The sequence below is a fragment of the Streptomyces solicavernae genome, assembly GCF_029968095.1.
Taxonomy (GTDB): Bacteria; Actinomycetota; Actinomycetes; order Streptomycetales; family Streptomycetaceae; genus Streptomyces; species Streptomyces solicavernae.
In genome coordinates this window covers 110,326-134,010 of the sequence record NZ_JASCIR010000009.1, presented here as the reverse complement: position 1 = coordinate 134,010, position 23,685 = coordinate 110,326, and the positions used below count along the sequence as shown (strand labels likewise).

At 72.5% G+C, this 23,685-nt stretch carries 21 protein-coding genes; 9 read left to right on the top strand and 12 right to left on the bottom strand.

Going from position 1 to position 23,685, the window contains the following annotated elements; translation table 11 throughout:
* The first annotated feature begins 12 nt into the window (after positions 1-12).
* The gene (locus QIS99_RS13570; RefSeq protein WP_282513499.1) at positions 13-807 is read left to right on the top strand and encodes an SDR family NAD(P)-dependent oxidoreductase; all 795 of its coding nucleotides are present in this window, start codon (positions 13-15) and stop codon (positions 805-807) included.
* A gap of 120 nt (positions 808-927) precedes the next feature.
* The gene (locus QIS99_RS13565; protein WP_282513498.1) at positions 928-2,196 is read left to right on the top strand and encodes a PP2C family protein-serine/threonine phosphatase; all 1,269 of its coding nucleotides are present in this window, start codon (positions 928-930) and stop codon (positions 2,194-2,196) included.
* Positions 2,197-2,218: 22 nt separating this feature from the next.
* Here QIS99_RS13565 and QIS99_RS13560 read toward each other — a convergent pair whose 3' ends face one another.
* Complete coding sequence (locus QIS99_RS13560) at positions 2,219-2,743, bottom strand: DUF4240 domain-containing protein (protein WP_282513606.1); 525 nt, start codon at positions 2,741-2,743, stop codon at positions 2,219-2,221.
* Between the two features lie 124 nt (positions 2,744-2,867).
* Here QIS99_RS13560 and QIS99_RS13555 point away from each other — a divergent pair, with 124 nt between their 5' ends.
* On the top strand, positions 2,868-3,818 hold the full coding sequence (locus QIS99_RS13555; protein ID WP_282513497.1) for an SDR family oxidoreductase: 951 nt from the start codon (positions 2,868-2,870) through the stop codon (positions 3,816-3,818).
* A 20-nt stretch (positions 3,819-3,838) separates the two neighbouring features.
* On the opposite strand, the gene QIS99_RS13550 is transcribed toward QIS99_RS13555, so the two are convergent.
* From QIS99_RS13550 to QIS99_RS13525, 6 genes are all read right to left on the bottom strand, one after another.
* Complete coding sequence (locus tag QIS99_RS13550) at positions 3,839-4,810, bottom strand: helix-turn-helix transcriptional regulator (protein ID WP_282513496.1); 972 nt, start codon at positions 4,808-4,810, stop codon at positions 3,839-3,841.
* A gap of 163 nt (positions 4,811-4,973) precedes the next feature.
* Positions 4,974-7,670 (bottom strand): pyruvate dehydrogenase (acetyl-transferring), homodimeric type, encoded by a 2,697-nt coding sequence (gene aceE, locus QIS99_RS13545; protein WP_282513495.1) that lies wholly within the window; start codon positions 7,668-7,670, stop codon positions 4,974-4,976.
* 366 nt (positions 7,671-8,036) lie between these two features.
* Entirely contained in the window at positions 8,037-8,660 is a 624-nt protein-coding gene (locus QIS99_RS13540; RefSeq protein ID WP_282513605.1) for a GntR family transcriptional regulator, read from the bottom strand.
* Between the two features lie 205 nt (positions 8,661-8,865).
* Entirely contained in the window at positions 8,866-10,641 is a 1,776-nt protein-coding gene (sucB, locus tag QIS99_RS13535; protein WP_282513494.1) for a 2-oxoglutarate dehydrogenase, E2 component, dihydrolipoamide succinyltransferase, read from the bottom strand.
* 63 nt (positions 10,642-10,704) lie between these two features.
* Positions 10,705-12,093 (bottom strand): dihydrolipoyl dehydrogenase, encoded by a 1,389-nt coding sequence (lpdA, locus tag QIS99_RS13530; protein ID WP_282513493.1) that lies wholly within the window; start codon positions 12,091-12,093, stop codon positions 10,705-10,707.
* A gap of 312 nt (positions 12,094-12,405) precedes the next feature.
* Positions 12,406-13,935: a leucyl aminopeptidase gene (locus tag QIS99_RS13525; RefSeq protein WP_282513492.1), complete on the bottom strand. Its 1,530-nt coding sequence runs from the start codon at positions 13,933-13,935 to the stop codon at positions 12,406-12,408.
* A gap of 165 nt (positions 13,936-14,100) precedes the next feature.
* Between QIS99_RS13525 and QIS99_RS13520 the strand changes: the two genes are divergently transcribed.
* The gene (locus QIS99_RS13520; RefSeq protein WP_282513491.1) at positions 14,101-14,928 is read left to right on the top strand and encodes an adenosylcobinamide-GDP ribazoletransferase; all 828 of its coding nucleotides are present in this window, start codon (positions 14,101-14,103) and stop codon (positions 14,926-14,928) included.
* Between the two features lie 79 nt (positions 14,929-15,007).
* Here QIS99_RS13520 and cobT read toward each other — a convergent pair whose 3' ends face one another.
* Positions 15,008-16,129: a nicotinate-nucleotide--dimethylbenzimidazole phosphoribosyltransferase gene (gene cobT, locus QIS99_RS13515; protein ID WP_282513490.1), complete on the bottom strand. Its 1,122-nt coding sequence runs from the start codon at positions 16,127-16,129 to the stop codon at positions 15,008-15,010.
* A gap of 185 nt (positions 16,130-16,314) precedes the next feature.
* The gene (locus QIS99_RS13510) at positions 16,315-17,511 is read right to left on the bottom strand and encodes a bifunctional adenosylcobinamide kinase/adenosylcobinamide-phosphate guanylyltransferase (protein ID WP_282513489.1); all 1,197 of its coding nucleotides are present in this window, start codon (positions 17,509-17,511) and stop codon (positions 16,315-16,317) included.
* Between the two features lie 92 nt (positions 17,512-17,603).
* On the opposite strand from QIS99_RS13510, the gene QIS99_RS13505 reads away from it, so the two are divergent.
* On the top strand, positions 17,604-17,828 hold the full coding sequence (locus QIS99_RS13505) for a hypothetical protein (RefSeq protein ID WP_282513488.1): 225 nt from the start codon (positions 17,604-17,606) through the stop codon (positions 17,826-17,828).
* 41 nt (positions 17,829-17,869) lie between these two features.
* Here QIS99_RS13505 and QIS99_RS13500 read toward each other — a convergent pair whose 3' ends face one another.
* From QIS99_RS13500 to QIS99_RS13490, 3 genes are all read right to left on the bottom strand, one after another.
* Positions 17,870-18,466, bottom strand: coding sequence for an RDD family protein (locus tag QIS99_RS13500; RefSeq protein ID WP_282513487.1), 597 nt, complete (start codon positions 18,464-18,466; stop codon positions 17,870-17,872).
* A gap of 67 nt (positions 18,467-18,533) precedes the next feature.
* Positions 18,534-19,286 carry a class I SAM-dependent methyltransferase gene (locus tag QIS99_RS13495; protein WP_408909556.1) on the bottom strand — a complete coding sequence of 251 codons (753 nt, stop codon included), beginning with the start codon at positions 19,284-19,286 and terminating at the stop codon, positions 18,534-18,536.
* Positions 19,287-19,372: 86 nt separating this feature from the next.
* Positions 19,373-19,969: a DUF3043 domain-containing protein gene (locus QIS99_RS13490; RefSeq protein ID WP_282513486.1), complete on the bottom strand. Its 597-nt coding sequence runs from the start codon at positions 19,967-19,969 to the stop codon at positions 19,373-19,375.
* Between the two features lie 321 nt (positions 19,970-20,290).
* Here QIS99_RS13490 and QIS99_RS13485 point away from each other — a divergent pair, with 321 nt between their 5' ends.
* The 4 genes from QIS99_RS13485 (at position 20,291) to QIS99_RS13470 (ending at position 23,623) form a co-directional block, all read left to right on the top strand.
* Positions 20,291-21,088, top strand: coding sequence for a PspA/IM30 family protein (locus QIS99_RS13485; RefSeq protein WP_282513485.1), 798 nt, complete (start codon positions 20,291-20,293; stop codon positions 21,086-21,088).
* A 115-nt stretch (positions 21,089-21,203) separates the two neighbouring features.
* The gene (pspAA, locus tag QIS99_RS13480; protein ID WP_282513484.1) at positions 21,204-21,482 is read left to right on the top strand and encodes a PspA-associated protein PspAA; all 279 of its coding nucleotides are present in this window, start codon (positions 21,204-21,206) and stop codon (positions 21,480-21,482) included.
* Between the two features lie 64 nt (positions 21,483-21,546).
* The gene (locus QIS99_RS13475; protein ID WP_282513483.1) at positions 21,547-22,824 is read left to right on the top strand and encodes a sensor histidine kinase; all 1,278 of its coding nucleotides are present in this window, start codon (positions 21,547-21,549) and stop codon (positions 22,822-22,824) included.
* 103 nt (positions 22,825-22,927) lie between these two features.
* Positions 22,928-23,623: a response regulator gene (locus tag QIS99_RS13470; RefSeq protein ID WP_282513482.1), complete on the top strand. Its 696-nt coding sequence runs from the start codon at positions 22,928-22,930 to the stop codon at positions 23,621-23,623.
* Positions 23,624-23,685: the final 62 nt, after the last annotated feature.

Below are 23,685 nucleotides of genomic sequence, written 5' to 3'. Positions count from 1 at the left end.
GAGAGCAACGTCATGCAGAACCTCGATCGCTACACGGGCCGCCGCGTCCTCGTCACCGGCGCGGGCTCCGGGATAGGCCAGGCCACCGCGCTGCGCATGCTCGCCGAGGGCGGGCGCGTGGCCGCCGCCGACATCAGCGAGGACGGCCTGAAGGACACCGTCGCCAAGGCCGGCCCGAACGCGGAGCGCCTCAGCACACTGGTCCTGAACATCGCCGACGAGGCGGCGGTCAAGGCGGGCGTCGCCGCCGCCGTCGAGACGCTCGGCGGCCTGGACGCCCTGGTCAACGCGGCGGGCATCCTGCGCTCCTCGCACACCCACGAGACCACCCTGGACGCCTTCAACCAGGTCATCTCCGTCAACCTCACCGGCACGTTCCTGGTGATCCGCGAGGCGATCCCGGCGCTCCTGCGGGGCGAGGGCCCGGCCGTGGTCAACTTCAGCTCGACCTCCGCGATGTTCGCGCACCCGTACATGGCGGCGTACGCGGCCAGCAAGGGCGGCATCCAGTCGATGACGCACGCCCTCGCGAGCGAGTACGGGAAGCAGGGCATCCGCTTCACCGCCGTCCAGCCCGGATCCATCTCCTCCGGGATGACCGACGGCTCCGGCGCCAGCCGCCGGAGCACCGGCCCCGGACTGCCCGAGGACGCCGACATGAGCCTCTTCGTCAAGCTCGCCCCCGCGCTCGGCGACGGCTTCGCCGGTCCGGAGACGGTCGCCTCCGTCGTCGCGATGCTCGCCTCGGACGACGGCCGCTTCATCACCGGCACGGAGATCCGCATCGACGGCGGCACGCACTTCTGACCCCGGCCCGGGGGCGCGGCGCCGATCACCTGACCGACCGGCCCGAAGTGCGTCCGGGCGGGCCGCGCCGCAGGGTTGCCGTATGAGCCCCCAGCGTCCCGGAACCCGCGGAACGGGAGCGTGACCGGCGCAGCCGACCGCCGTCGGCACGCCGAGCCGCGCGGCGGGCAGGCGGCCTGGCTGCGGCGCGGCGCGGGCCCACCGCACTGGGCCCGCCGGCTGCCGGTGCTGCTGCTCCTCGTCCTCGGCGCGGTGCAGGCCCTCACCCCGCGCGACATCGAGCTGGGCCTGCTGCTCGCCGCCACCCCGCCGCTCGCCGCGCTCGCCTACGGGCCGGTCGCCACCGCCCTCATGGGCGCCGCGGCCGTGGTGCTCGCGATCGTGCCCGGCGCCGGCCCCGACCGGCCGGGCAACAGCGACATCCTCATGGTCACGTCCGTCGCACTGCTCAGCGTCGGCATCTCCCTGGTCCGCAGCCGCCGCGACGCCCAGCTGGTCAGCGTCGGCTCGGTCGCCGAGGCCGCCCAGCTCGCCGTCATGCCGCCGCTGGCCGAACGCGTCGGCCGGGTGCGCTGCGCGGGCCTGTACCGGGCGGCCGAGCGCGGCACCCTCGTCGGCGGCGACCTCTACGACGTACGCGAAGGGCCCTGGGGCGTACGGGCGTTGGTCGGCGACGTGCAGGGGCACGGGCTCGCCGCCGTCGGCACCGTGGCCGCGCTGCTCGGCGCGTTCCGGGAGGCCGTGCTCGACGAGCCGTACCTCGAAGGCGTCGCCGCCAAGCTGGACCGGCGCCTCGTCACGGACAACGCCCGCGCCGAGCACGCCGAACTGTTCGCCACCGGGCTGCTCGTCGAGTTCGTGCCCGGCTCGCCGACCGTACGAATCCTGTCCTGCGGGCACCCGGCGCCCCTGCTGCTGCGGGCCGGCGCCGCCGCGGAACTGGCGCCGGACCCCGGCACTCCGCTCGGCCTCGGCCTGGCCGCCAGCTATGCGCCGCCGCAGCCGCTCCTGCTCGACCTCACACCGGGCGACCGGCTGCTCGCCCACACCGACGGCGTCTCCGAGGCGCGGGACGCGCAGGGCGAGCTCTACGTCCCGGTGCTCCGGTTCGCGACACTGCCCCTTGAGGTGCGCGAGGGGGACCCGGCGGTGCTGGTGGGCGCGCTGTGGCGGGACCTGCGCGCCTTCGCCGGGGAGGTCGAGGACGACGTGGCGCTGCTGGTCCTGGCCCCGACGGAGCAGGGGGAGCAACCGGAGAAGCAACCGGAGAAGGAGAAGGGCGAGGAACCGGAGGAGGAACCGGAGAAGGAGAGGCGCGAGGAACCGGAGAAGGAACCGGAGAAGGAGAGGCGCGAGGAACCGGAGAAGGAGAGGCGGCGCGACGAGTGAGGAGTCAGCGGCTCAGTCGGGCTCAGTCCGCAGGGCCGAACCGGTCCCACAGCTTCGGGTAGTAGCGGGCGAGCGCCGTGTCGTCCTCGAAGTCGACGGGCGTGCCCTGCGGTTCGGCGGGCGCGGCCGGGATGCCCAGGTCGGCGGCGACGGTGCCGGTCAGCTGCTCGTACGCCTCGTCGGCCGCGTACCCCAACTCCTCGGCGTCGCCGTCGATCTCCTCGTCGAAGTCGTCCAGGAGGTCGGCGAGCGCGTCCGGGTCGTGCAGGGCGCCCTCGAAGACCTCCCGGCCCTGGCCGATCAGCCAGCAACGGAAGAAGTCGAAGGCGTCGTCGCTGGCCCCGTCGAGCAGGACGGCGGCCGCGCCCCACAGGTCCCAGCGGTAGGCGCGGTTGTAGCGGGCCTCGAAGTGCCGGGCGAAGTCCAGGACGGCGTCCGGGTCGAGCTTCACCAGGCGTTCCACGAGCAGGTCGGCGTGGTCCTCCGGGTCGCCGTCGGCGGCCGCGCGGGTGCTGTCGATGAGCTCCCAGAACTCCGTCTCGTCCATCACGGGACCAGCATCGTCCCTGGGCGGGACCGACGCACCCGGAGTGCAGCTCTTGTTACTGGTACGACCGCACGCATCCGCCTTCCGGACAGAAGATGTCCGGATTCGCTGCCAGGCTCGACGTATGACCGAAACCGAAACACCGCAAGAAGCCCCCCTGCACGGCAAGACCGCCCTCGTCGCGGGCGCGACCCGGGGTGCGGGCCGGGCCATGGCCGTGGAGCTCGGGCGCGCCGGGGCCACCGTGTACGTGACGGGCCGCACCACCCGGGAGCACACCAGCGAGGTCGGCCGCGACCGCGAGACCATCGAGGGCACCGCGGAACGCGTCACCGAGGCGGGCGCCGACTCCGGCGGCCGCGGCATCGCCGTACCCACCGACCACCTCGACCCCGCGCAGGTCCGCGCCCTGGTCGACCGCATCGACGCCGAACAGGGCCGGCTCGACATCCTGGTCAACGACATCTGGGGCGGCGACGTCCATGTGGAGTGGGGCCGCAAGATGTGGGAGCACGACCTCGACAAGGGCCTGCGCGTGCTGCGCCTGGGCGTCGAGTCGCACATCGTCACCAGCAGCTGCGCCCTGCCGCTGCTGATCCGGAACCCGGGCGGCCTCGTCGTCGAGGTCACCGACGGCACCGAGGAGTACAACCGCCGCTACCGCGAGCCGTTCTACTACGACCTCGCCAAGTCGGCGCCGCTGCGGATGGCCCACGGCCTCGCCGAGGAGCTGAAGGAGTACGGCTGCACCGCGGTCGCCCTCACCCCCGGCTGGCTGCGCTCCGAGGCGATGCTCGACACGTACTTCAAGGTCACCGAGGAGAACTGGCTCGACGGCTGCGAGCAGAACCCGCACTTCGCGATCTCCGAGACGCCGACCTACATCGGCCGTACCCTGGCCGCGCTCGCCGCCGATCCGGACGTGGCCCGGTTCAACGGCACGTCCCTGTCCAGCGGCGGCCTCGCGCGGGAGTACGGCGTGACCGACGTGGACGGCTCGGCGCCGGACGCCTGGCGGTATCTGACGGAGGTCGACCAGACCGCGCCGGAGGCGGACGTGACGGGTTACCGGTAGGGGTCCTGCCGGTAAAGGTCCTACCGGTAGAGGTCCCCGAGCCGGGCTGCGGTCTCCGCGAACCGGTCGCGCAGGGCGGCCGGTCCGAGCACCTCGCACTCCGCGCCGAGCACGATCAGCTGGCCGTACGCCACCTCGTCGCTCTCCACCGGCAGTACGATCCGCACCCAGCCCCGGCCGTCCGGTTCCGGCGCCGCGTCCAGGGCCTCGCGGGCGGCGGCCGGGTCGGTGACGTACGGCAGTCTGCGCGCGCCCGCGGGGGAGAGGCGCAGGACGGCCTCCGCGCGCAGGATCGAGCGCGCGAACTGCGCCGCGCGCTCCTCCCAGAACCGGGGCAGCTCGAACTCCTCGTCCCGCACGAAGCGTTCCGGGCCGGGCGTGACGGAGGTGAAGCGGTCGATCCGGTACACCCGGTGGGCCCCGTGCTCCGGGACGCGGGCGCACAGGTACCAGACGCCCGCCTTCAGGATCAGCCCGTACGGCTCCAACTCCCGTTCCGTCTCGGTGTCCCGGCGGCGGTAGCGGGCGGTGACCCGGCGGTCGTCCCGGACCGCGTCGGCGATGACGGGCAGCAGCTCGGGCGGGTCGGCCTCCCGGAACCAGGCCGGTGCGTCCAGGTGGAACCGCTGCGCGGCGCTCCGCGAGGCGTCCCGCAGGCTGGGCAGCAGCGCCGCGGACACCTTCAGGCGGGCGGCGGAGGCGGCGTCCTCCAGGCCCATCTCGCGCAGGGCGCCCGGCACGCCGGACAGGAACAGCGCCTCGGCCTCGCTGCGGGCGAGCCCCGTGAGGCGGGTGCGGTAGCCGCCGATCAGCCGGTACCCGCCGAGGCGGCCCCGGTCCGCGTACACGGGGACGCCGGCCTCGGAGAGTGCCTGGGCGTCTCGGGTCACGGTGCGCTCGGACACTTCGAGCTCGGCCGCGAGCTCGGCGGCGGTCATGGAGGGCCGGTTCTGCAGCAACAGGACCATCTTGATGAGGCGTGCGGCTCGCATGCGGGTATTTTCCCCAGCCCCGCCTCTTCCCGTAACCGGGGCTCCGCCCCGGACCCCGCTCCTCAAACGCCGGAGGGGCTGGAACGACGGCGCAGCAGTGGGGTGAAAAGAACCGGCCCCGCCACGACGCAGCGTGACGGGGCCGGAGAGCCGAGGGGACCGGCTACAGCCCGTACTTCTCCCGAGCCTCCTTGACCGCCGCAGCGGACACCTCACCGCGGCGGGCGAGCTGCGCCAGAGCAGCCACCACGATCGACTCCGCGTCGACCCCGAAGTGACGGCGGGCCGCGTCACGGGTGTCGGACAGGCCGAAGCCGTCCGCACCAAGCGACGTGTAGTCCTGCTCGACCCACTGCGCGATCTGGTCCGGCACCTGCCGCATGTAGTCCGTGACGGCAAGCACCGGCGAGGTGACGCCTTCCAGCGCCTGGCGCACGTACGGCACCTGCTCCTCGCCACGCAGCAGCGCCGCGTCGGCCTCAAGGGCGTCGCGCCGCAGCTCCGTCCAGGAGGTCGCGGACCACACGTCCGCGCCGACACCCCACTCCTCGGACAGCATCCGCTGCGCCTTGAGGGCCCAGTGGATCGCCGTACCGGAGGAGATCAGCTGCGTGCGCGGAGCCTCGGCCGGGACCGAAAGGCCCGCGGACTCGGCGGTGTTGAAGCGGTACAGGCCCTTCACGATGCCCTCGTCGACGCCCTCGGGCTTCGCGGGCTGCGGCATCGGCTCGTTGTAGACCGTGAGGTAGTAGAAGACGTTCGAGTCCTCGCCGGGCGCGGTCTCGCCGTACATCCGGCGCAGACCGTCCTTGACGATCGCCGCGACCTCGTACGCGAACGCCGGGTCGTACGTCAGCGCCGCCGGGTTGGTCGCCGCGATGACGGGGGAGTGGCCGTCCGCGTGCTGCAGGCCCTCACCGGTGAGCGTCGTGCGGCCGGCCGTGGCGCCGATGAGGAAGCCCTTGCCGAGCTGGTCGCCGAGCTGCCACATCTGGTCGGCCGTGCGCTGCCAGCCGAACATCGAGTAGAAGATGTAGAAGGGGATCATGGTCTCGCCGTGCGTGGCGTACGACGATGCCGCGGCGATGAAGTCGGCCATCGAGCCGGCCTCGGTGATGCCCTCGTTGAGGATCTGGCCGTCCTTGGCCTCGCGGTAGTACATCAGCTGGTCGCGGTCGACCGGCTCGTACGTCTGGCCCTTCGGCGAGTAGATGCCGAGCGACGGGAACAGCGACTCCATGCCGAAGGTGCGGGCCTCGTCGGGGACGATCGGCACCCAGCGCTTGCCGGAGGTCTTGTCCCGCATCAGGTCCTTGGCGAGGCGCACGAACGCCATCGTGGTCGCCATCGACTGCGAGCCGGAGCCCTTGTCGAAGGCGGCGAAGGTCTTCGCGGCGGCCTCGGGCAGCGCGGGCAGCGGCTGCGTACGGCGGGCGGGGGCCGGACCGCCGAGGGCGGCGCGGCGCTCCTGGAGGTAGCGGACCTCGGGGGAGTTCTCGCCCGGGTGGCCGTACGGCACCTGGCCGTCGGCGAAGTCGCTGTCCTTGATGGGGAGTTCGAGCAGGTCGCGCATGCCCTTGAACTCGTCCGTGGTCAGCTTCTTCATCTGGTGGTTGGCGTTCTTCGACGCGAAGCCCTCGCCGAGCGTGAAGCCCTTGACCGTCTGGGCCAGGATCACGGTCGGCGCGCCCTTGTGCGCGAGGGCGGCCTTGTACGCGGCGTACACCTTGCGCGGCTCGTGGCCACCGCGCGACAGCTGGAAGCACTCGATGATCTTGTCGTCGCTGAGCGACTTGCCGAGCTGGACAAGGGCCGGGTCGCCCGCGAAGAAGTGGTCGCGGATGTAGGCGGCGTCACGCGTCTGGTACGTCTGGATCTGCGCGTCCGGAACCTCACGGATGCGGCGGACCAGGGCGCCGTTGGTGTCGAGCTGGAAGAGCTCGTCCCAGGCGTTGCCCCACAGCGACTTCACGACGTTCCAGCCGGCGCCGCGGAACTGGGCCTCCAGCTCCTGCACGATCTTGAAGTTGGCGCGGACCGGGCCGTCGAGGCGCTGCAGGTTGCAGTTGATGACGAAGGTCAGGTTGTCCAGGCCCTCGCGCGAGGCGAGTGCGAGTGCCGCCGTCGACTCGGGCTCGTCCATCTCGCCGTCACCGAGGAACGCCCACACGTGAGAGTTGGAGACGTCCTTGATGCCGCGGTTCGTCAGGTAGCGGTTGAACCGCGCCTGGTAGATCGCGGAGAGCGGGCCGAGGCCCATGGAGACCGTGGGGAACTCCCACAGCCAGGGCAGGCGGCGCGGGTGCGGGTACGACGGCAGACCGTTGCCGCCGGACTCCTGCCGGAAGTGGTCGAGCTGCTGCTCCGAGAGGCGCCCGTCCAGGAAGGCGCGGGCGTAGATGCCGGGCGAGGCGTGGCCCTGGATGTAGAGCTGGTCGCCGGAGCCGTCCTGCTCCTTGCCGCGGAAGAAGTGGTTGAAGCCCGTCTCGTAGAGCCAGGCCGCGGAGGCGAAGGTGGCGATGTGGCCGCCGACGCCGTGCTTGGAGCCGCGGGTCACCATGGCCGCCGCGTTCCAGCGGTTCCAGGCGGTGATCTTCCGCTCCATCTCCTCGTCGCCCTCGATGGCGGGCTCGGCGGAGGTGGGGATGGTGTTGACGTAATCCGTCTCCAGGAGCCGCGGCAGGGCGAGGCCCGCGTCCTCGGCGTGCTGGAGGGTACGGCGCAGCAGGTACTCCGCGCGATGCGTACCGGCGTGCTCGCTCACGGCGTCCACGGAGGCCGCCCACTCGGCGGTCTCCTCGGGGTCGCGGTCCGGCAGCTGGTCCAGCTGGCTCGGAAGCTTGCCTACGGGGTCGGTCATGATCGACGCCTTCCGGACAGGTTCTTCCGCGACGCCGCGGAAGAGGGGGTGGAGATGGCCCTATCTGGCAGGACAGGGCGGTGGGCTGGGTGCAGCCCGCCGTCGACTGTAAGCCGCTGATCGATGATCGATCAAAGGGTTGAGGGGAGAAATTTCTCTACGTGGAGAAATCGGCACCCCGTGCCTGGGGTTCGGGCACGGGGTGCCGCCCATTTCTGGTCAAAGTGGACGCTACTTTGCGGGCGGGGTGGACCATATGAGCGCAGGTCGGCCGGCCTGTGAGCGTCGACTCGGGCGCCCTCGATCGCGCTCCGCGCTCGTCCCCCCAGCTACCGCTGGGAGGTGCCCCCCAGACGACGGGCTGATTTATGCCCGCGGCGCACAACCAAGAACGTGTTCCTTCACCAACGCCCCGATCTGCGGATCACGCCGCCGGAACGCCGCCACCAGCTCCTCGTGCTCCTCCGCGTACGACTGCTGCTGCGTGCCCAGCCAGCGGATCGACAGGGCCGTGAACACCTCGATGCCCAGGCCCTCCCAGGTGTGCAGGAGCACGGAGTTTCCCGCGGCGCGCACCAGTTCGCGGTGGAAGCCGACGGTGTGCCGCACCTGCGCCGTGCCGTCGGCGTTCCGGTCGGCCTCGTAGAGCGGCGCCACGTGTGCCTCCAGGGCCGAGCAGTCCTCGGCCAGGCGGTCGGCGGCCAGCTCGGCGGCGATCTGCTCCAGGCCGGCCCGTACCGGGTAGCTCTCCTCCAGGTCGGCCGCGGTCAGATTCCGTACGCGTACGCCCTTGTTCGGGGCCGACTCGATCAGGCGGAGCGACTCCAGCTCGCGCAGGGCCTCCCGGACCGGAGTCTGGCTGACCTCCAGCTCGACCGCGATACGGCGTTCCACGATGCGCTCGCCCGGCTTCCAGCGGCCGCTGACGATCCCCTCCACGATGTGCTCGCGGATCTGGTCGCGCAGCGAGTGGACGACGGGCGCGGACATGGCCGCCCCGGGGCTCGAACTCATGGGTGGTGGCTCCTCAGGCAGGTGCGATGGGACGACGATACGGCGTTCACCTCGTCCTTGGGGTGTGCGCGGGGTGCGGGATCCGTCACTCGCGGCTGCCGCGGCGACGCCCCGCACACGGCGGCGCCCCCGTCCGGAAAGTTCCGGACGGGGGCGCCGCCGTACAACGGGAATCCTCAGGTCAGAGGCCGAGCTCGACCTCGAACTCGCCCGCCTCCAGGATCTGCTTGACCGTCGACAGGTAGCGGGCGGCGTCGGCGCCGTCCACCAGTCGGTGGTCGTAGGAGAGCGTCACGTACGTCATGTCACGGACGGCGATGGTCTCGCCGAGGTCCGGGTGGTTGATGACGACGGGGCGCTTCACCGTGGCACCGATGCCCAGGATGGCGACCTGGTTCGGCGGGACGATGACCGTGTCGAAGAGCGCACCGCGCGAACCCGTGTTGGAGATCGTGAAGGTGGCGCCCGACAGGTCGTCCGGGGCGATCTTGTTCGTACGGACCTTGCCCGCCAGCTCCGCCGTCTTCTTGGCGATGCCCGCGATGTTGAGGTCACCCGCACCCTTGATGACCGGGGTCATCAGGCCCTTCTCCGAGTCGACGGCGATGCCGACGTTCTCGGAGTCGAAGTAGGTGATGGTGCCCTCGTCGTAGTTCAGGCGGGCGTTGATGACCGGGTGGGCCTTCAGCGCCTGGACGGCGGCCTTGACGAAGAACGGCATCGGGGAGAGCTTGACGCCCTCGCGGGCGGCGAAGCCGTCCTTGGCCTTGCCGCGCAGCTTCATCAGCTTGGTGATGTCGACCTCGATGACCGAGGACAGCTGCGCCTGCTCCTGCAGGGCCTTGTGCATGTTGTCCGCGATGGCCTTGCGGATGCGCGGCAGCTTGACCGTCTGGCCGCGGAGGGGAGAGACCTCCAGGGCCGGGGCCTTCGGCGCGGCAGCGGCAGCAGGGCCCCCTGCAGTCACAGCAGCGGCCGGAGCGGCGGCCTTGGCGGCCTCCGCGGCGGCGATGACGTCCTGCTTGCGGATACGGCCGCCGACGCCGGTGCCCTTGACGGCCGACAGGTCCACGCCGTTCTCCGACGCGAGCTTGCGGACCAGCGGGGTCACGTAGGCGCCGTCGTCCACCTGAGCCACGGCCTGCGCGGCCGGGGCGGGTGCGGCGGGCGCGACCGGAGCCGGGGCGGCCGGGGCAGCCGGGGCGGCGGGCGCGGCCGGAGCGGCAGCAGCCGGAGCCGGGGCAGCGGGAGCCGGAGCCGGGGCGGCCGGGGCTGCGGGGGCAGCCGGGGCCGGGGCGGGCTCGGCCGGAGCGGCGGGGGCGGCCGGGGCGGCGGCCGGAGCCGCACCCGCGGCACCGATGACGGCGAGCTTCGCGCCGACCTCGGCGGTCTCGTCCTCACCGACCACGATCTCCAGGAGGACACCGGCGGCGGGCGACGGGATCTCGGTGTCGACCTTGTCGGTCGAGACCTCAAGCAGCGGCTCGTCCTCCGCGACCTCCTCGCCGACCTCCTTCAGCCAGCGGGTGACGGTGCCCTCGGTGACGGACTCGCCCAGGGCGGGCAGCGTCACGTCGGTGCCCTCGGCACCACCGGCGGGGGCGGCGGCGGGGGCCTCGGCGGCGGGCGCCGGAGCCGCGGGGGCCTCGGCGGCCGGGGCCGGGGCGGGCTCGGCGGCGGGGGCCTCGGCCTGGGCCGGGGCGGCGGCCGGGGCGCCCGAGCCGTCGTCGATGACGGCCAGCTCGGCGCCGACCTCGACGGTCTCGTCCTCGGCGACCTTGATGGACGCGAGGACACCGGCGGCGGGGGCCGGGATCTCGGTGTCGACCTTGTCGGTCGAGACTTCGAGCAGCGGCTCGTCGGCCTCGACGCGCTCGCCCTCGGCCTTCAGCCAACGGGTGACGGTGCCTTCGGACACGCTCTCGCCGAGCGCCGGCAGGGTTACGGAAACCGACATGGTTTCGGTTGCTCCTAACGAACTACGTATGGGTAACGGGGCGCGATCGCTGCGGGAGAGCGACTAGTCGTGCGCGTGCAGCGGCTTGCCGGCCAGGGCCAGGTGGGCCTCGCCGAGCGCCTCGTTCTGCGTCGGGTGCGCGTGGATGAGCTGCGCGACCTCGGCGGGCAGCGCCTCCCAGTTGTAGATGAGCTGCGCCTCGCCGACCTGCTCGCCCATACGGTCACCGACCATGTGGACACCGACCACAGCGCCGTCCTTGACCTGGACGAGCTTGATCTCGCCCGCGGTCTTCAGGATCCTGCTCTTGCCGTTGCCCCCCAGGTTGTACTTCAGGGCGACGACCTTGTCCGCACCGTAGACCTCCTTGGCCTTCGCCTCGGAGAGACCCACCGACGCGACCTCGGGGTGGCAGTACGTCACCTTCGGCACGCCGTCGTAGTCGATCGGAACGGTCTTCAGACCGGCCAGACGCTCCGCCACCAGGATGCCCTCGGCGAAGCCGACGTGCGCGAGCTGGAGCGTCGGGACCAGGTCACCGACGGCCGAGACCGTCGGCACGTTGGTCTGCATGTACTCGTCGACCAGGACGTAGCCGCGGTCCATCGCGACGCCCTGCTCCTCGTAGCCCAGGCCCTGCGAGACCGGGCCGCGGCCGATGGCGACCAGGAGGACCTCGGCCTCGAAGGTCTTGCCGTCGGCCAGGGTCACGCGGACGCCGTCCTGCGTGTACTCGGCCTTCTCGAAGAACGTGCCGAGGTTGAACTTGATGCCGCGCTTGCGGAACGCGCGCTCAAGAAGCTTGGAGCTGTTCTCGTCCTCGACGGGGACGAGGTGCTTGAGGCCCTCGACGATCGTCACCTCGGAGCCGAAGGACTTCCAGGCCGAGGCGAACTCGACGCCGATGACGCCGCCGCCGAGCACGATCGCGGACTTCGGGACCCGGTCCAGGGTCAGCGCGTGGTCCGAGGAGATGATGCGGTCGCCGTCGATCTCCAGGCCGGGCAGCGACTTCGGCACGGAGCCGGTCGCCAGCAGCACGTGGCGGCCCTGGACACGCTGGCCGTTCACGTCGACGGAGGTGGGGGACGAGAGCTTGCCCTCGCCCTCGATGTACGTCACCTTGCGCGAGGCGATGAGCCCCTGCAGGCCCTTGTACAGGCCCGAGATGACCTCGTCCTTGTACTTCTGGACGGCGGGCATGTCGATGCCCTCGAAGGTGGCCTTCACGCCGAACTGCTCGGACTCGCGGGCCTGGTCGGCGATCTCGCCGGCGTGCAGCAGGGCCTTCGTCGGGATGCAGCCGACGTGCAGGCAGGTGCCGCCGACCTTGTTCTTCTCGATCAGGGCGACGTCAAGGCCCAGCTGCGCTCCGCGCAGGGCCGCGGCGTAACCGCCGCTACCGCCGCCGAGGATCACTAGGTCGAAAACGGTGCTGGCGTCGTTCGCCACGTCACGTCCTCCATGCATGTGCGCCGTACGCCGGTCTGCGATGACCGCGCGGCGGCTGGTGTTCGGCCGCTTGTTCCTTCGGCCCTGTGGTGGGGGCCCTGTCCTGCCGAGAACCCATCTTCGCACTTGTCGACGGGCGACGGGACGCCGGGCCGCTGACTGAGACGGGCGCCTCAGTGATTTCGTCGATCGGCGCTGCGTACCGAGGTACGGATTTCGTCGGAAGCGAAACCGAATGCAGCCCGTCCGGGGCCGCACCCCCGGCCACGGTCGCCGCGGCCGGGGGTGCGGATCGTGCTCCGTGAGCCGGTGCTAGCCCAGGTCGCCGGCGGCCGTGCGCTCGGCCAGGCGGACCAGGGTGCGGACGGCGCTGCCCGTGCCGCCCTTGGGCGTGTAGCCGTAGGGGCTGCCCTCGTTGTAGGCCGGGCCCGCGATGTCCAGGTGGGCCCAGGCGATGCCCTCGCCCACGAACTCCTGCAGGAACAGGCCGGCCACCAGGCCGCCGCCCATCCGCTCGCCCATGTTGGCGATGTCGGCCGTCGGGGACTCCATGCCCTTCTGCAGGTGCTTCGGCAGCGGCATCGGCCAGGACGCCTCGCCGGCCTCCTCGGCGATCTCGTGGACCGACGTACGGAATGCGTCGTCGTTGCCCATGACGCCGAAGGTGCGGCTGCCGAGGGCCATCATCATCGCGCCGGTCAGCGTGGCCACGTCGACGATCGCGTCCGGCTTCGCCTCGGAGGCCTTCCACAGCGCGTCGGCCAGGACCAGCCGGCCCTCGGCGTCGGTGTTGAGGACCTCTACGGTCTTGCCGCTGTACATCCGAAGGACGTCGCCGGGGCGGACAGCGGAGCCGGACGGCATGTTCTCGGCGAGCGCCAGCCAGCCGGTGATGTTCACCTCAAGGCCCAGGCGGGCGGCGGCGACGATCGCGGCGAACACGGCGGCGGCACCGCTCATGTCGCACTTCATCGTCTCGTTGTGCCCCGCCGGCTTGAGCGAGATGCCGCCCGAGTCGTACGTGATGCCCTTGCCGACGAACGCGAGCGACTTCTGCGCCTTCGGGTGCGTGTACGCGAGCTTCACCAGGCGCGGCGGGTTCTGCGAACCGGCGCCGACGCCGAGGATGCCGCCGTAACCGCCCTTGACGAGGGCCTTCTCGTCGAGCACCTGCACCTTGATGCCGTGCTCCTTGGCCGCGGCCGAGGCGACGGCGGCGAAGGCCTCCGGGGTGAGGTCGTTCGGCGGGGTGTTGATCAGGTCGCGGGAGCGGTTGACCTCCTCGGCGACCGCGGCGGCGCGCTCCAGGGCGGCCTTCACGTCCTTGTCGCGCGGCTTGTCCACGGCGATCGCGGCCTCGCCGAGCGGGCCCTTGCCGTTCTTGCCGCCCTTGGCGGCCTCGCCGTCGTCCTTGTACGCGTCGAAGGAGTACCCGCCGAGCGCGGCGCCCTCGGCGAGCGCGGCCACGGCCTCGGCGCTCTCGGCGGGCAGGGCGAACACGGCCTTCTTGGTGCCGGCCAGGGCGCGGGCGGCGGCGCCGGCGGCGCGGCGCAGCGCGTCCTCGTCGAACGCCGCGTCCTTCTCCGGGAGTCCGCCGAGCCCGACCGCGAGGACGACCGGCGCCTTCAGCCCGTCGGGGGCGGGCAGCTTCGTCGTCTCACCCTCGCCGCCCGACGCACCGAGCGTTTCGAGGACAGCGGCGAGCTTGCCGCCGAACGCCTCGTCCACGACGGCGGCGCCCGGTGCGAGGACCGGTCCCTTCGCGCCCTTCGCGACACCGACGACGATCACGTCGGCGCGCTGCCCGGCAGCGGCGGCGGGCTTCAGAGTCAGAGCAGTCACGGTGGTGAATTCTCGCTTCCGTTGAGTTGTGGCCGATGGGATCGGGTCGACCTGGCCCAGCCGCATCGTACGACCGGCCCGATGAGCACCCGGAGTGAGCCTACGCTCGCCGCTCCCGCAACCGCCCGGGAGTGGGTGCGCGCGACCTGCGGATAACCTGCCGCGGTGAACTCAGTGGACGGCGGCGGCAGCGGCAAGGGCATACGGGACGACCTGGAGGACGGACTCCGGTTCGCCTTCGGCACATTGACGGTCCTTCCGGTCCGGCTGACCCGCTGGGACCGGGGCGCCGCCCGCGCGGGCATGCTCTGCGCGCCGCTCGCCGGGCTCGTCGTCGGCCTGTGCGCCGCCGCCCTCGGCACGGCCTTGTTGCTGCTCGGCACCGGCCCGCTGCTCGCCGCCGTCGCCACGGTCGCGGTGCCCGCGGCGCTCACCCGCGGCCTGCACCTGGACGGCCTGGCCGACACCGCCGACGGCCTCGGCTCCAACAAGCCCGCCGAGGCCGCGCTCGCCATCATGAAGCGGTCCGACATCGGCCCGTTCGGCGTGGTCACGCTGCTCTTCGCGCTCCTCGCCCAGGTGGCGGCGGTCTCCCACGCGTACGAGTCGGGGTGGGCCGAGGGCGCCGTCGCGGCCGTCGTCTCCGCGGTCGCCGCCCGCGTCGCGCTCACCCTCGCGTCACGTTCCGGGGTCCCGGCCGCCCGGCCCGACGGACTCGGCGCCGCCGTCGCCGGAACGGTCTCCGTCCGGTCCGCGTCGGCCGTCCTCGGCGTGGTCACGGTGGTGGCCGCGGGGTGCGGTGCGCTGTGGGGTGAGGCCACCGTCAGCGCTGCGGTGCGCTGCGGGGGTGCGGTCCTTGTGGCGGTGGGGGCGGCGGAGTTGTTGCTGCGGCGCTGTGTGCGGAGGTTCGGCGGGGTGACCGGGGACGTCTTCGGCGCGCTCGCGGAGACGGCGGCGACGGCGGCGCTCGTCGTGCTGGTCCTCGGGGGGTAGCTCCTCGGGGGTAGCGGCCGAGCCCCGGCGGGCGGAGTGGGTGAATTCGGGCGGTTCGCCGGAGCTGTGCCCATGCGGGCTACTGGCCGGACTGCGGCTCCCGGTCCCCCAACTCCGCCTCCGTGTCGGCCTGTTCGTCCTCGACGTCCGTCTCGGGTTTGACCTCCGGCAGTTCTGCGGCCAGGGCCGCGGCCGCCTGTACGAGGGGGAGCGCCAGCATCGCGCCCGTACCCTCGCCCGCCGTGACGCCCTGGTCGAGCAGCGGGTCGACGGCGAGCCGGTCCAGGGCCTTGGCCTGGGCGGGCTCGCCGCTGCGGTGGCCCGCGAGCCACCAGTCCGGCGCCCGGAACGCGACCCGCTGCGCGACCAGCGCACAGGCCGCGGAGACGACTCCGTCGAGGATCACCGGCGTGCGACGGACCGCGCTCTGCAGCAGGAACCCGGTGATCGCCGCGAGATCGGCGCCGCCGACGGTACGCAGCAGCTCCAGCTGGTCGCCGAGGACCGGCCGGGCCCGCCGCAGCGCGTCCCGTACGGCGGCGCACTTGCGCATCCAGGCCAGGTCGTCGATGTGCCGGCCGCCGCGCCCGGTGACGACCGAGGCGTCCGTGCCGCACAGCGCCGCGACGAGCGTGGCCGCCGCCGTCGTACCGCCGACGCTGAGGTCGCCGAGCACCACCAGGTCGGTGCCGGAGTCGGCCTCCTCGTCGGCGACCGCCATGCCCGCGCGGAACGCCTGCTCGGCCTCCTCGGCGGTGAGCGCGTCCTCGACGTCGATCCGGCCGCTGCCGCGCCGCACCCGGTGCCGTACGGCCTCGGCGGGCAGCTCGTCCGGGTCGCAGTCCAGGGCCAGGTCGACGACGCGGACCGGGACGCCGCTGCGGCGCGCGAGCACCGCGACCGGGCTCTCCCCGTCGAGCACGGCGCGCGCCAGCCGGTAAGCGCTCCCGGCGGGCCGCGCGGAGACGCCGAGTTCGGCCACGCCGTGGTCGCCCGCGAACAGCACGGCGCGGGGCCGCTCGATCGGCTTCACCGGCACCGTCGACTGTGCGGCCGCCAGCCACTCGCCCAGCTCGTCAAGCCGTCCGAGCGCGCCCGGCGGCACGGCCAGCCGCTCCCTGCGCTCTTCGGCGTCGCGGCGCACCCCGCCGTCGGGGCGCTCGATCAGATCGGAGAAGTCATCGAGATTCAGCGAGCTCATTCGCCGAACAGTACCGGGACCGACCCGAACACCTCATCGCCCCGGCCCGACGCGGCTCCGGTGCGGCTCCCGTGCGGCCAGGGCAGGGGCTCCGGTGCGGCTCCGGCGAGCACGTCAACCTCGCGAACAGTCCCCGTCCCCGAACGCCGCGCACGCCTCGTGCCGCCGCCCGCCGCAGGGCGCTCTCACCCCCGCAGCATCATCGCCTGGCCCGCCACGACCAGCAGGACGGACTCGCACTCCGCCGCGAACGCCGCGTTCAGACGGCCGAGTTCGTCGCGGAAGCGGCGGCCTGCGGCCGTCGCGGGGACCACGCCCGAGCCGACCTCGTTGGAGACCGCGACCACCGTCCTGCGCGTCCTGCGCACCGCCTCCGTCAGCTGCGCCACCCGCTCCCGCAGGGCCCGCTCGCCGCCCGCCGCCCACTTGTCGTCGTCCCACGCGCCGACCCGGTCCATCGCGTCGGTCAGCCACAGCGACAGGCAGTCGACGAGCAGCGGCGGCCCGTCCGCGTCGAGCAGCGGAGCCAGCTCGCAGGTCTCCTCCGTACGCCAGCTGCCCGGCCGGCGCTCCCGGTGCAGGCCGATCCGCGCCGCCCACTCCGCGTCGCCCTCACGGCTCCCGCCGGTCGCGACGTACACCACCTCCGGGAAGGACTCCAGGCGCCGCTCCGCCTCGACGGACTTGCCGGAGCGGGCCCCGCCGAGCACGAGCGTGCGCCGCGGCAGGTCCGGTACGGCGTGGAACTCGCCGACCACCACCGTCGTACCGTCCGGCACGGCCCGCGCCCCGGCCGCGGCCAGCCTGCGGCGCAGCTCGGCGCCGGGCGGCACGTCGTGGTCGATGTGCACCGCGAGCACGTCGGTCGTGGCGGTCACGGCCCCGGCCGTGCGCAGCCGCGCCAGCGCGTCCGGCCGCCCCACGACATCGGCGAGCACCATGTCGTACGGCACCGGATGGTCCAGCCCCGCGGGCGCACAGCCCGGCGGCAGGTACAGCAGCCGCTGTCCGTCGGGACCCGTCACCTCGTACCCGGTGCCCGGCGCGTCCATGGCCAGCGCCCGCACCCGGTGCCCGTCGAGCAGCGCCAGCTCGCGGCCCTCCGGCACCCGGCCTCCCGAAGGCAGCCCCGCCGGGTGCTCGAACGCCGGGCCTTCCTGCGGGTGCGAGAGCAGCACCTGGCGCACGCCGCTGAGCGAGTGCCCCGCGCGGGCGGCCGCGAAGGCCGCCCCGGGCGTGAGGTCGAGCAGCAGCACGCCGTCCACCAGGAGCGCGGTCGCCGCGCGTGTGTCGTCGCCGAGGGCGCTCGCGCAGGCGGCGCAGGGGCAGTCGGGGCGGGGCAGCCCGTCGGGGGCGCCGGTGCCGAGCAGAGTCAGTTCCACGGGGACGATCCTGCCGTCTCCGAGACGGTCTTGCGCGCCCGGATAGGCTGCAGCCAGGACTCGGATCTTGGACCAGCACCTGGGAGGCTGACATGGCGGCGTGGACGTGGCGGTTCGAGAGGTCCGACGGCACCGAGGTGGAACCGTCGGTCCAGCCCGAGGAGTTCACGACGCAGGGCGACGCGGAGTCCTGGATCGGCGAGGTCTGGAAGGACCTCGCGGACGGCGGCACCGACCAGGTACGCCTCTTCGAGGACGGCACGGAGATCTACGGCCCGATGAGCCTGCACGCTCAGGAAGCCGCGGCGCAGGAGTAGCCCTTGGCCGGAGCGTTGGCCGTCGGCCGGTGTGCGGACGGTCAACGCAGGTCTCTGCTGCGTACGTAGCGCAGCCCGCAGCCGTCCTCGTACGGATCCCCGTCGTCGTTCGTCAGGCTGAGCACCGGCTGCATCGGGAGCCAGGTCAGGCCGAGCAGCCAGCGTCTGACCGTCTGCCAGAACCGCGGCCGCCCGGCGTCCTCGGCGCGCACCACACGCGAGGTGAAGAGGAACTTCCCCACGGTCGCGCGGAAGATCAGCGCGCCGAGGACATGGTGGACGAACGAGACCCCGAGGATGAGCCCCGCGACACAGCCCCAGTAGGCGCCGACGCTCTTGTCCCCGGCGAGCTGCTCGGCGAGGGCGAAGCCGCCGAGCAGCGCGATCAGGCCGTCGACGGTGGCCGCGAACCCCCGCCGGTAGTCCCCTACCTCCTCCGGCTCGGACGGCGCCTGCCGCTGGTACTGCTGTGGGTGTGGTTGCGGGTGCTGTTGCGGGTACTGAGGAGGGCTCTGCTGCTGCGGGTGCTGCTGGTACGGGTTCGCCTGGTAGGGGTTCGTCGGTTGAGGGGCGTACGGCTGGTTCTGTGGCGGCTGCTGGTTGATCACGTACGCCATCCTGCCCCATCGCACTGACATGCGAACTCCCCTACTGCTCACAGCAGAAGGGGAGTTGGGCGTTCCGCGTGGGTGGTGGGCCGGGCGCTCAGCCCCGTACCCCGCACAGATGTGTCAGCGCCGCCACGGACCGGTACGGATCGGTGCGCCCCGCGCGTTCCTCCGCCGCGAGCAGCGCCGTGAGTTCCGCTTCCGGCGGCAGCCCGGCCTCGTCGGGGACCGTGTCCGTGAAGACCCGTACGCCGTACCAGGCGTGCAGCGGGGCGCCGATGCCCGCGAGCGTCGCCGTGAGGTCGGCCCGGCGGTCGGCGCGCACTTCGAGGCCGATGCGGTTGGTGTACGCCGTGGTGTCGAACGCGGTGAGTGCCGTCGGCCAGTCGCCGGAAAGCCCCGGCCGCATCGCGAGCGCGTCCGCGTTCCGCACGAGCAGCGAGAGCAGCCCGCCCGGCGCCAGCATCCGGGCGAGCCCGGCGAGCAGGCCGTCCGGCTCGTCCACGTACATCAGGACGCCGTGGCAGAGCACCACGTCGAACGAGCCGGGCAGGAAGTGCACACCGGTGTCCCGCCCGTCGCCCTCGACCAGCCGCACCCGCGCGCGGATGCCCTCCGGCTCGGCGGCGAGCGCCGCACGCGCGGCGGCCAGCATCTCCGCGTCCGACTCGATGCCGGTGACCCGGTGGCCGACGCGCGCGAGCCGCAGCGCCTGCGTGCCCTGGCCGAGGCCGACGTCGAGCACGCGCAGCCGCCGGCCGACGGGAAAGCGGGCGCCGATCTGCTCGTCGAGCTGGCGCGCGACCAGCTCCTGGCGGACGACGTTCCGCAGCCCGCCGAGACCCTTCAGCCAGCCGGCCGCGCCCCCCTCGAAGCCCTCCCGTCGCCCGCCGCCACCCTTCCAAGGAGCGCTGCGCGCCGGTTCAGAATCTCCGCTCAGGGCCGCTCTCCGCGCTTGACCTGCGGCTTCGGCAGCCGCAGTCGGCGCATCTGGAGCGTGCGCATCAGGGCGTACGCCACGGCGCCGCGCTTGGGCTCGTCCGGGAAGCGCTCGCGGAGCTGCTTCTTCAGGCGGATCGCGGTGAAGACCGAGTCGATGACGATCAGCAGGATCACGCCCAGCCAGAGCAGCAGCGCGATGTTCTGCAGCTGCGGGTTCTGCAGCATGCTCAGGACGAGGATGATCACCGCCATCGGCAGGAAGTACTCGGCGATGCAGAACCGCGAGTCGACGAAGTCGCGCGCGAACTTGCGCACCTTGCCCTTGTCGCGCACCGGCAGATAGCGCTCGTCGCCACTGGCGAGCGCCTCGCGCTGGCGCGCCATGTCCGCACGGCGGGCCTCGCGCTGCCGCTTCGCCGCCTCCTTGCGGTTAGTCGGCGTACTCGCCACGCTGCGGCGCTGCGACTGGGCGGCGCTGCGCTTCGGGGTGGGGCGACCCTTGGGTGCCTGCGGGTCGCGGGGCTGCGTGGAGTCGGCTACCGGCGCCTTGGCGCTCGGGGCCTTCTCATCCTTGGAACGGCTACGGAACACAAAACCCAAGGGTACGGGGTAGCCGGTGTGTACCCCAGCCCGGCGGGGAACGATCCGGCAACGGCGGACGTCCTGAAGGACAACTGCACGGGGATCCAAAAAGGGATCCAACGGGACCTTCCCGGTCATTGCCGCGCCCGGCCGCGGGTCGCTCACCTACTCCTTGGGCGGGAGCCACCGGCTCCGCAGTCGTCCTTGGGGAGGAGTCGATCGGCGCTCGAACAGTGCGGTAATGGATGCAGGGCCCGTACGCTGGGTTCTGTCGCAGTGCTGGAGCTGGAACGGCCGGTCGGATCTGTCAGAAGGGGGCGCGCGAAGCCCATGAGCGGTGTCATGAAGCGTATGGGGATGCTCTTCCGCGCGAAGGCGAACAAGGCCCTTGACCGGGCCGAGGACCCGCGCGAGACCCTCGATTACTCGTACCAGAAGCAGCTGGAGCTGCTGCAGAAGGTGCGCCGCGGCGTCGCCGACGTGGCGACGTCCCGCAAGCGCCTCGAACTGCAGCTGAACCAGCTCCAGTCGCAGTCGTCCAAGCTGGAGGACCAGGGCCGCAAGGCGCTCGCACTCGGCCGTGAGGATCTGGCGCGCGAGGCGCTGTCCCGCCGCGCCGCCCTCCAGCAGCAGGTCACGGACCTGGAGACGCAGCACCAGACCCTGCAGGGCGAGGAGGGGAAGCTCACGCTCGCCGCCCAGCGCCTGCAGGCCAAGGTCGACGCCTTCCGTACGAAGAAGGAGACGATCAAGGCGACGTACACGGCGGCGCAGGCCCAGACCCGGATCGGGGAGGCCTTCTCCGGCATCTCCGAGGAGATGGGCGACGTCGGCATGGCCATCCAGCGGGCCGAGGACAAGACGGCCCAGCTGCAGGCCCGCGCCGGTGCCATCGACGAGCTGCTTGCCTCCGGCGCCCTCGACGACCAGTCCGGCTCGACCAAGGACGACATCCAGGCCGAGCTGGACCGCCTCTCCGGCGGCACCGACGTGGAGCTGGAGCTGCAGCGCATGAAGGCCGAGCTGTCCGGAGGTTCCGGCCCGTCCCAGCAGGCCATCGAGGGCGGCGGCAACGGCCAGGCCCAGGGCCAACCGCAGCAGGACACGCCCCGCTTCGACAAGCAGTAGGCAGTAGAAGGCAGTAGAAGGCAGTAGAAGGCAGTAGAAGGCAGTAGAAGGCAGTAGTAGGCCGCAGTGGGCAGCAGCAGGCCGCGTACGGAACCCTGACTCTGAGGAGAGCGTCATGATCGTACGGATCATGGGGGAGGGGCAGGTGGAGCTGGCCGACAGCCACTTCGCCGAACTCAACAAGCTGGACGACGAACTGCTCGCCGAGATGGAGAGCGGCGACAGTCCCGGCTTCCGCACCACCCTGCACGCGCTCCTGGACAAGGTCCGCGAGCTCGGCACCCCGCTGCCCGACGACGCCCTCGAACCCTCGGAACTGATCCTTCCGTCGCCGGACGCGACGTTGGAGGAGGTCAGGGAGATGCTGAGCGACGACGGGCTGATCCCGGGCTGAACCCGACAGGTCTGCCCCGGGCACGACGGAGCGCTGTCCGACCGCACCGGTACCGTTGCCAGACGTGAGCACCCTCGTACGCGCCAGGGACTGGCAGAAGGCACACCCGCTGGCCTTCGACGCGAGCCTCGCCCTGGCCGTGCTGGTCTGCATGCTGCTCGGGTCCTTCGTCGAGCCGCACGGCCCGCGCGGGCCCTACTTCGGGCGCAGTCCAGACGGGCTGAGCGTCGCCCTGATGCTGGCCGGCTCCGTCGCCCTGATCTTCCGGCACCGCCGGCCGTGGTGGGTGCTCGCCGCCACGGTCGCCGTGTCCCTCGTCGAGGTGGCCACCGGGGAGCCGCGGGCGCCCGTCGCGATGTGTGCCGTCGTCGCCCTGTTCACCGTCGCCGCGCGCACCGACCGGCCGACCACCTGGCGGGTCGGCCTGCTCACCATGACCCTGCTCACCGGCACCGCGATGCTCACCGGACCGCTGCCCTGGTACGCGCAGGAAAACCTCGGGATCTTCGCCTGGACCGGCATGGCCGCGGCCGCCGGGGACGCCGTGCGCAGCCGCCGGGCCTTCGTCGACGCCATCCGTGAGCGGGCCGAGCGCGCCGAACGGACCCGCGAGGAGGAGGCCCGCCGCCGGGTCGCCGAGGAACGCCTGCGCATCGCCCGCGACCTGCACGACGTGGTCGCCCACCACATCGCCCTCGTCAACGTCCAGGCCGGCGTCGCGGCGCACGTCATGGACAAGCGGCCCGACCAGGCCAAGGAGGCGCTGGGCCACGTACGCGAGGCCAGCCGCTCCGCGCTCGACGAACTCCGCGCCACCGTCGGCCTGCTGCGGCAGACCGGCGACCCCGAGGCGCCCACCGAACCCGCGCCGGGGCTTGCCCGGCTCGGCGAACTCGTCGACAGCTTCCGGCACGCCGGGCTCCCCGTCGAGGTGGCCTGCGCCGACGAGAACGCCCCGCTGCCCGCCGCCGTCGACCTGGCCGCGTACCGCGTCATCCAGGAAGCCCTCACCAACGTCCACAAGCACGCGGGCGCCGATGCGAGGGCCGAGCTGAGCGTGATCCGGGTCGGCGCCAACGTGGAGATCACCGTGATCGACGACGGACCGGGAGTGGACGAGCCGGGCGAACCGGATGAGCCGGGTGAGCCGGACGGACCGGACGGGGTCAGCGGCGGGGGCCACGGACTGCTCGGCATGCGCGAACGCGTCTCCGCACTCCGCGGCACCCTCACCGCGAGCCCCCGCTACGGCGGCGGGTTCCGCGTCCATGCGATCCTGCCGGTCGCCGAGCGCGCGGCCACGACCGGCGAGCGCACGGCCACGACCGGCGAGCGCACATGACCCGCACGGCCACCACGGGCGGGACCGTCACGGGCGAGACCGTTACGGGCGGGACCGTTACGGGCGGGACCGCCACGGACGAGACCATCATGGGGGAGACCGTATGACCGCAGTCATCAGAGTGCTGCTCGCCGACGACCAGGCCCTGCTGCGCAGCGCCTTCAAGATCCTCGTCGACTCCGAGCCCGACATGCAGGTCGTCGGAGAGGCATCCGACGGCGCCGAGGCCGTCGCACTCGCCCGCTCCGAACGCGCCGACGTCGTCCTCATGGACATCCGCATGCCCGGTACGGACGGCCTCGCCGCCACCCGCACCATCAGCGCCGACCCGGACCTCGCCGGGGTCCGCGTCGTCATGCTGACCACCTTCGAGGTCGACGAGTACGTGGTGCAGTCGCTGCGCGCCGGCGCCTCCGGGTTCCTCGGCAAGGGCTCCGAGCCCGACGAACTGCTGGGCGCCATCCGCGTCGCCGCCGCCGGGGAGGCGCTGCTCTCGCCCGCCGCGACCAAGGGCCTGATCGCCAAGTTCCTCGCCCAGGGCGGCAGTTCGGACGACGGCGACGGGACCAGGGGCGCCCACGCGGAGCGCCTGCGGGCCCTCACCGGGCGCGAGCGGGAGGTCCTCGTGCAGGTCGCGGGCGGTCTCTCCAACGACGAGATCGCCGAACGCCTGACCGTCAGCCCGCTCACCGTGAAGACCCACGTCAACCGTGCGATGGCCAAGCTGGGCGCCCGCGACCGGGCACAACTCGTCGTCATCGCGTACGAATCGGGCCTGGTACGTCCGAGGGTGGACTGAGCCCGAAGGGCCGTACTGCGCTCGCAGTAGGTGCCGGACAAGGAAGGGGACCTGGGAGCGAG

What these genes read in the sequence shown, in the direction of transcription:
- QIS99_RS13570 (WP_282513499.1), top strand. Translation starts at nt 13, where the DNA reads ATGCAGAACCTCGATCGCTACACGGGCCGCCGCGTCCTCGTCACCGGC.
- QIS99_RS13560 (WP_282513606.1), bottom strand. Translation starts at nt 2,743, where the DNA reads ATGGACGAGACGGAGTTCTGGGAGCTCATCGACAGCACCCGCGCGGCC.
- QIS99_RS13555 (WP_282513497.1), top strand. Translation starts at nt 2,868, where the DNA reads ATGACCGAAACCGAAACACCGCAAGAAGCCCCCCTGCACGGCAAGACC.
- QIS99_RS13550 (WP_282513496.1), bottom strand. Translation starts at nt 4,810, where the DNA reads ATGCGAGCCGCACGCCTCATCAAGATGGTCCTGTTGCTGCAGAACCGG.
- aceE (WP_282513495.1), bottom strand. Translation starts at nt 7,670, where the DNA reads ATGACCGACCCCGTAGGCAAGCTTCCGAGCCAGCTGGACCAGCTGCCG.
- QIS99_RS13540 (WP_282513605.1), bottom strand. Translation starts at nt 8,660, where the DNA reads ATGTCCGCGCCCGTCGTCCACTCGCTGCGCGACCAGATCCGCGAGCAC.
- sucB (WP_282513494.1), bottom strand. Translation starts at nt 10,641, where the DNA reads ATGTCGGTTTCCGTAACCCTGCCGGCGCTCGGCGAGAGCGTGTCCGAA.
- cobT (WP_282513490.1), bottom strand. Translation starts at nt 16,129, where the DNA reads ATGAGCTCGCTGAATCTCGATGACTTCTCCGATCTGATCGAGCGCCCC.
- QIS99_RS13505 (WP_282513488.1), top strand. Translation starts at nt 17,604, where the DNA reads ATGGCGGCGTGGACGTGGCGGTTCGAGAGGTCCGACGGCACCGAGGTG.
- QIS99_RS13500 (WP_282513487.1), bottom strand. Translation starts at nt 18,466, where the DNA reads ATGTCAGTGCGATGGGGCAGGATGGCGTACGTGATCAACCAGCAGCCG.
- QIS99_RS13485 (WP_282513485.1), top strand. Translation starts at nt 20,291, where the DNA reads ATGAGCGGTGTCATGAAGCGTATGGGGATGCTCTTCCGCGCGAAGGCG.
- pspAA (WP_282513484.1), top strand. Translation starts at nt 21,204, where the DNA reads ATGATCGTACGGATCATGGGGGAGGGGCAGGTGGAGCTGGCCGACAGC.
- QIS99_RS13470 (WP_282513482.1), top strand. Translation starts at nt 22,928, where the DNA reads ATGACCGCAGTCATCAGAGTGCTGCTCGCCGACGACCAGGCCCTGCTG.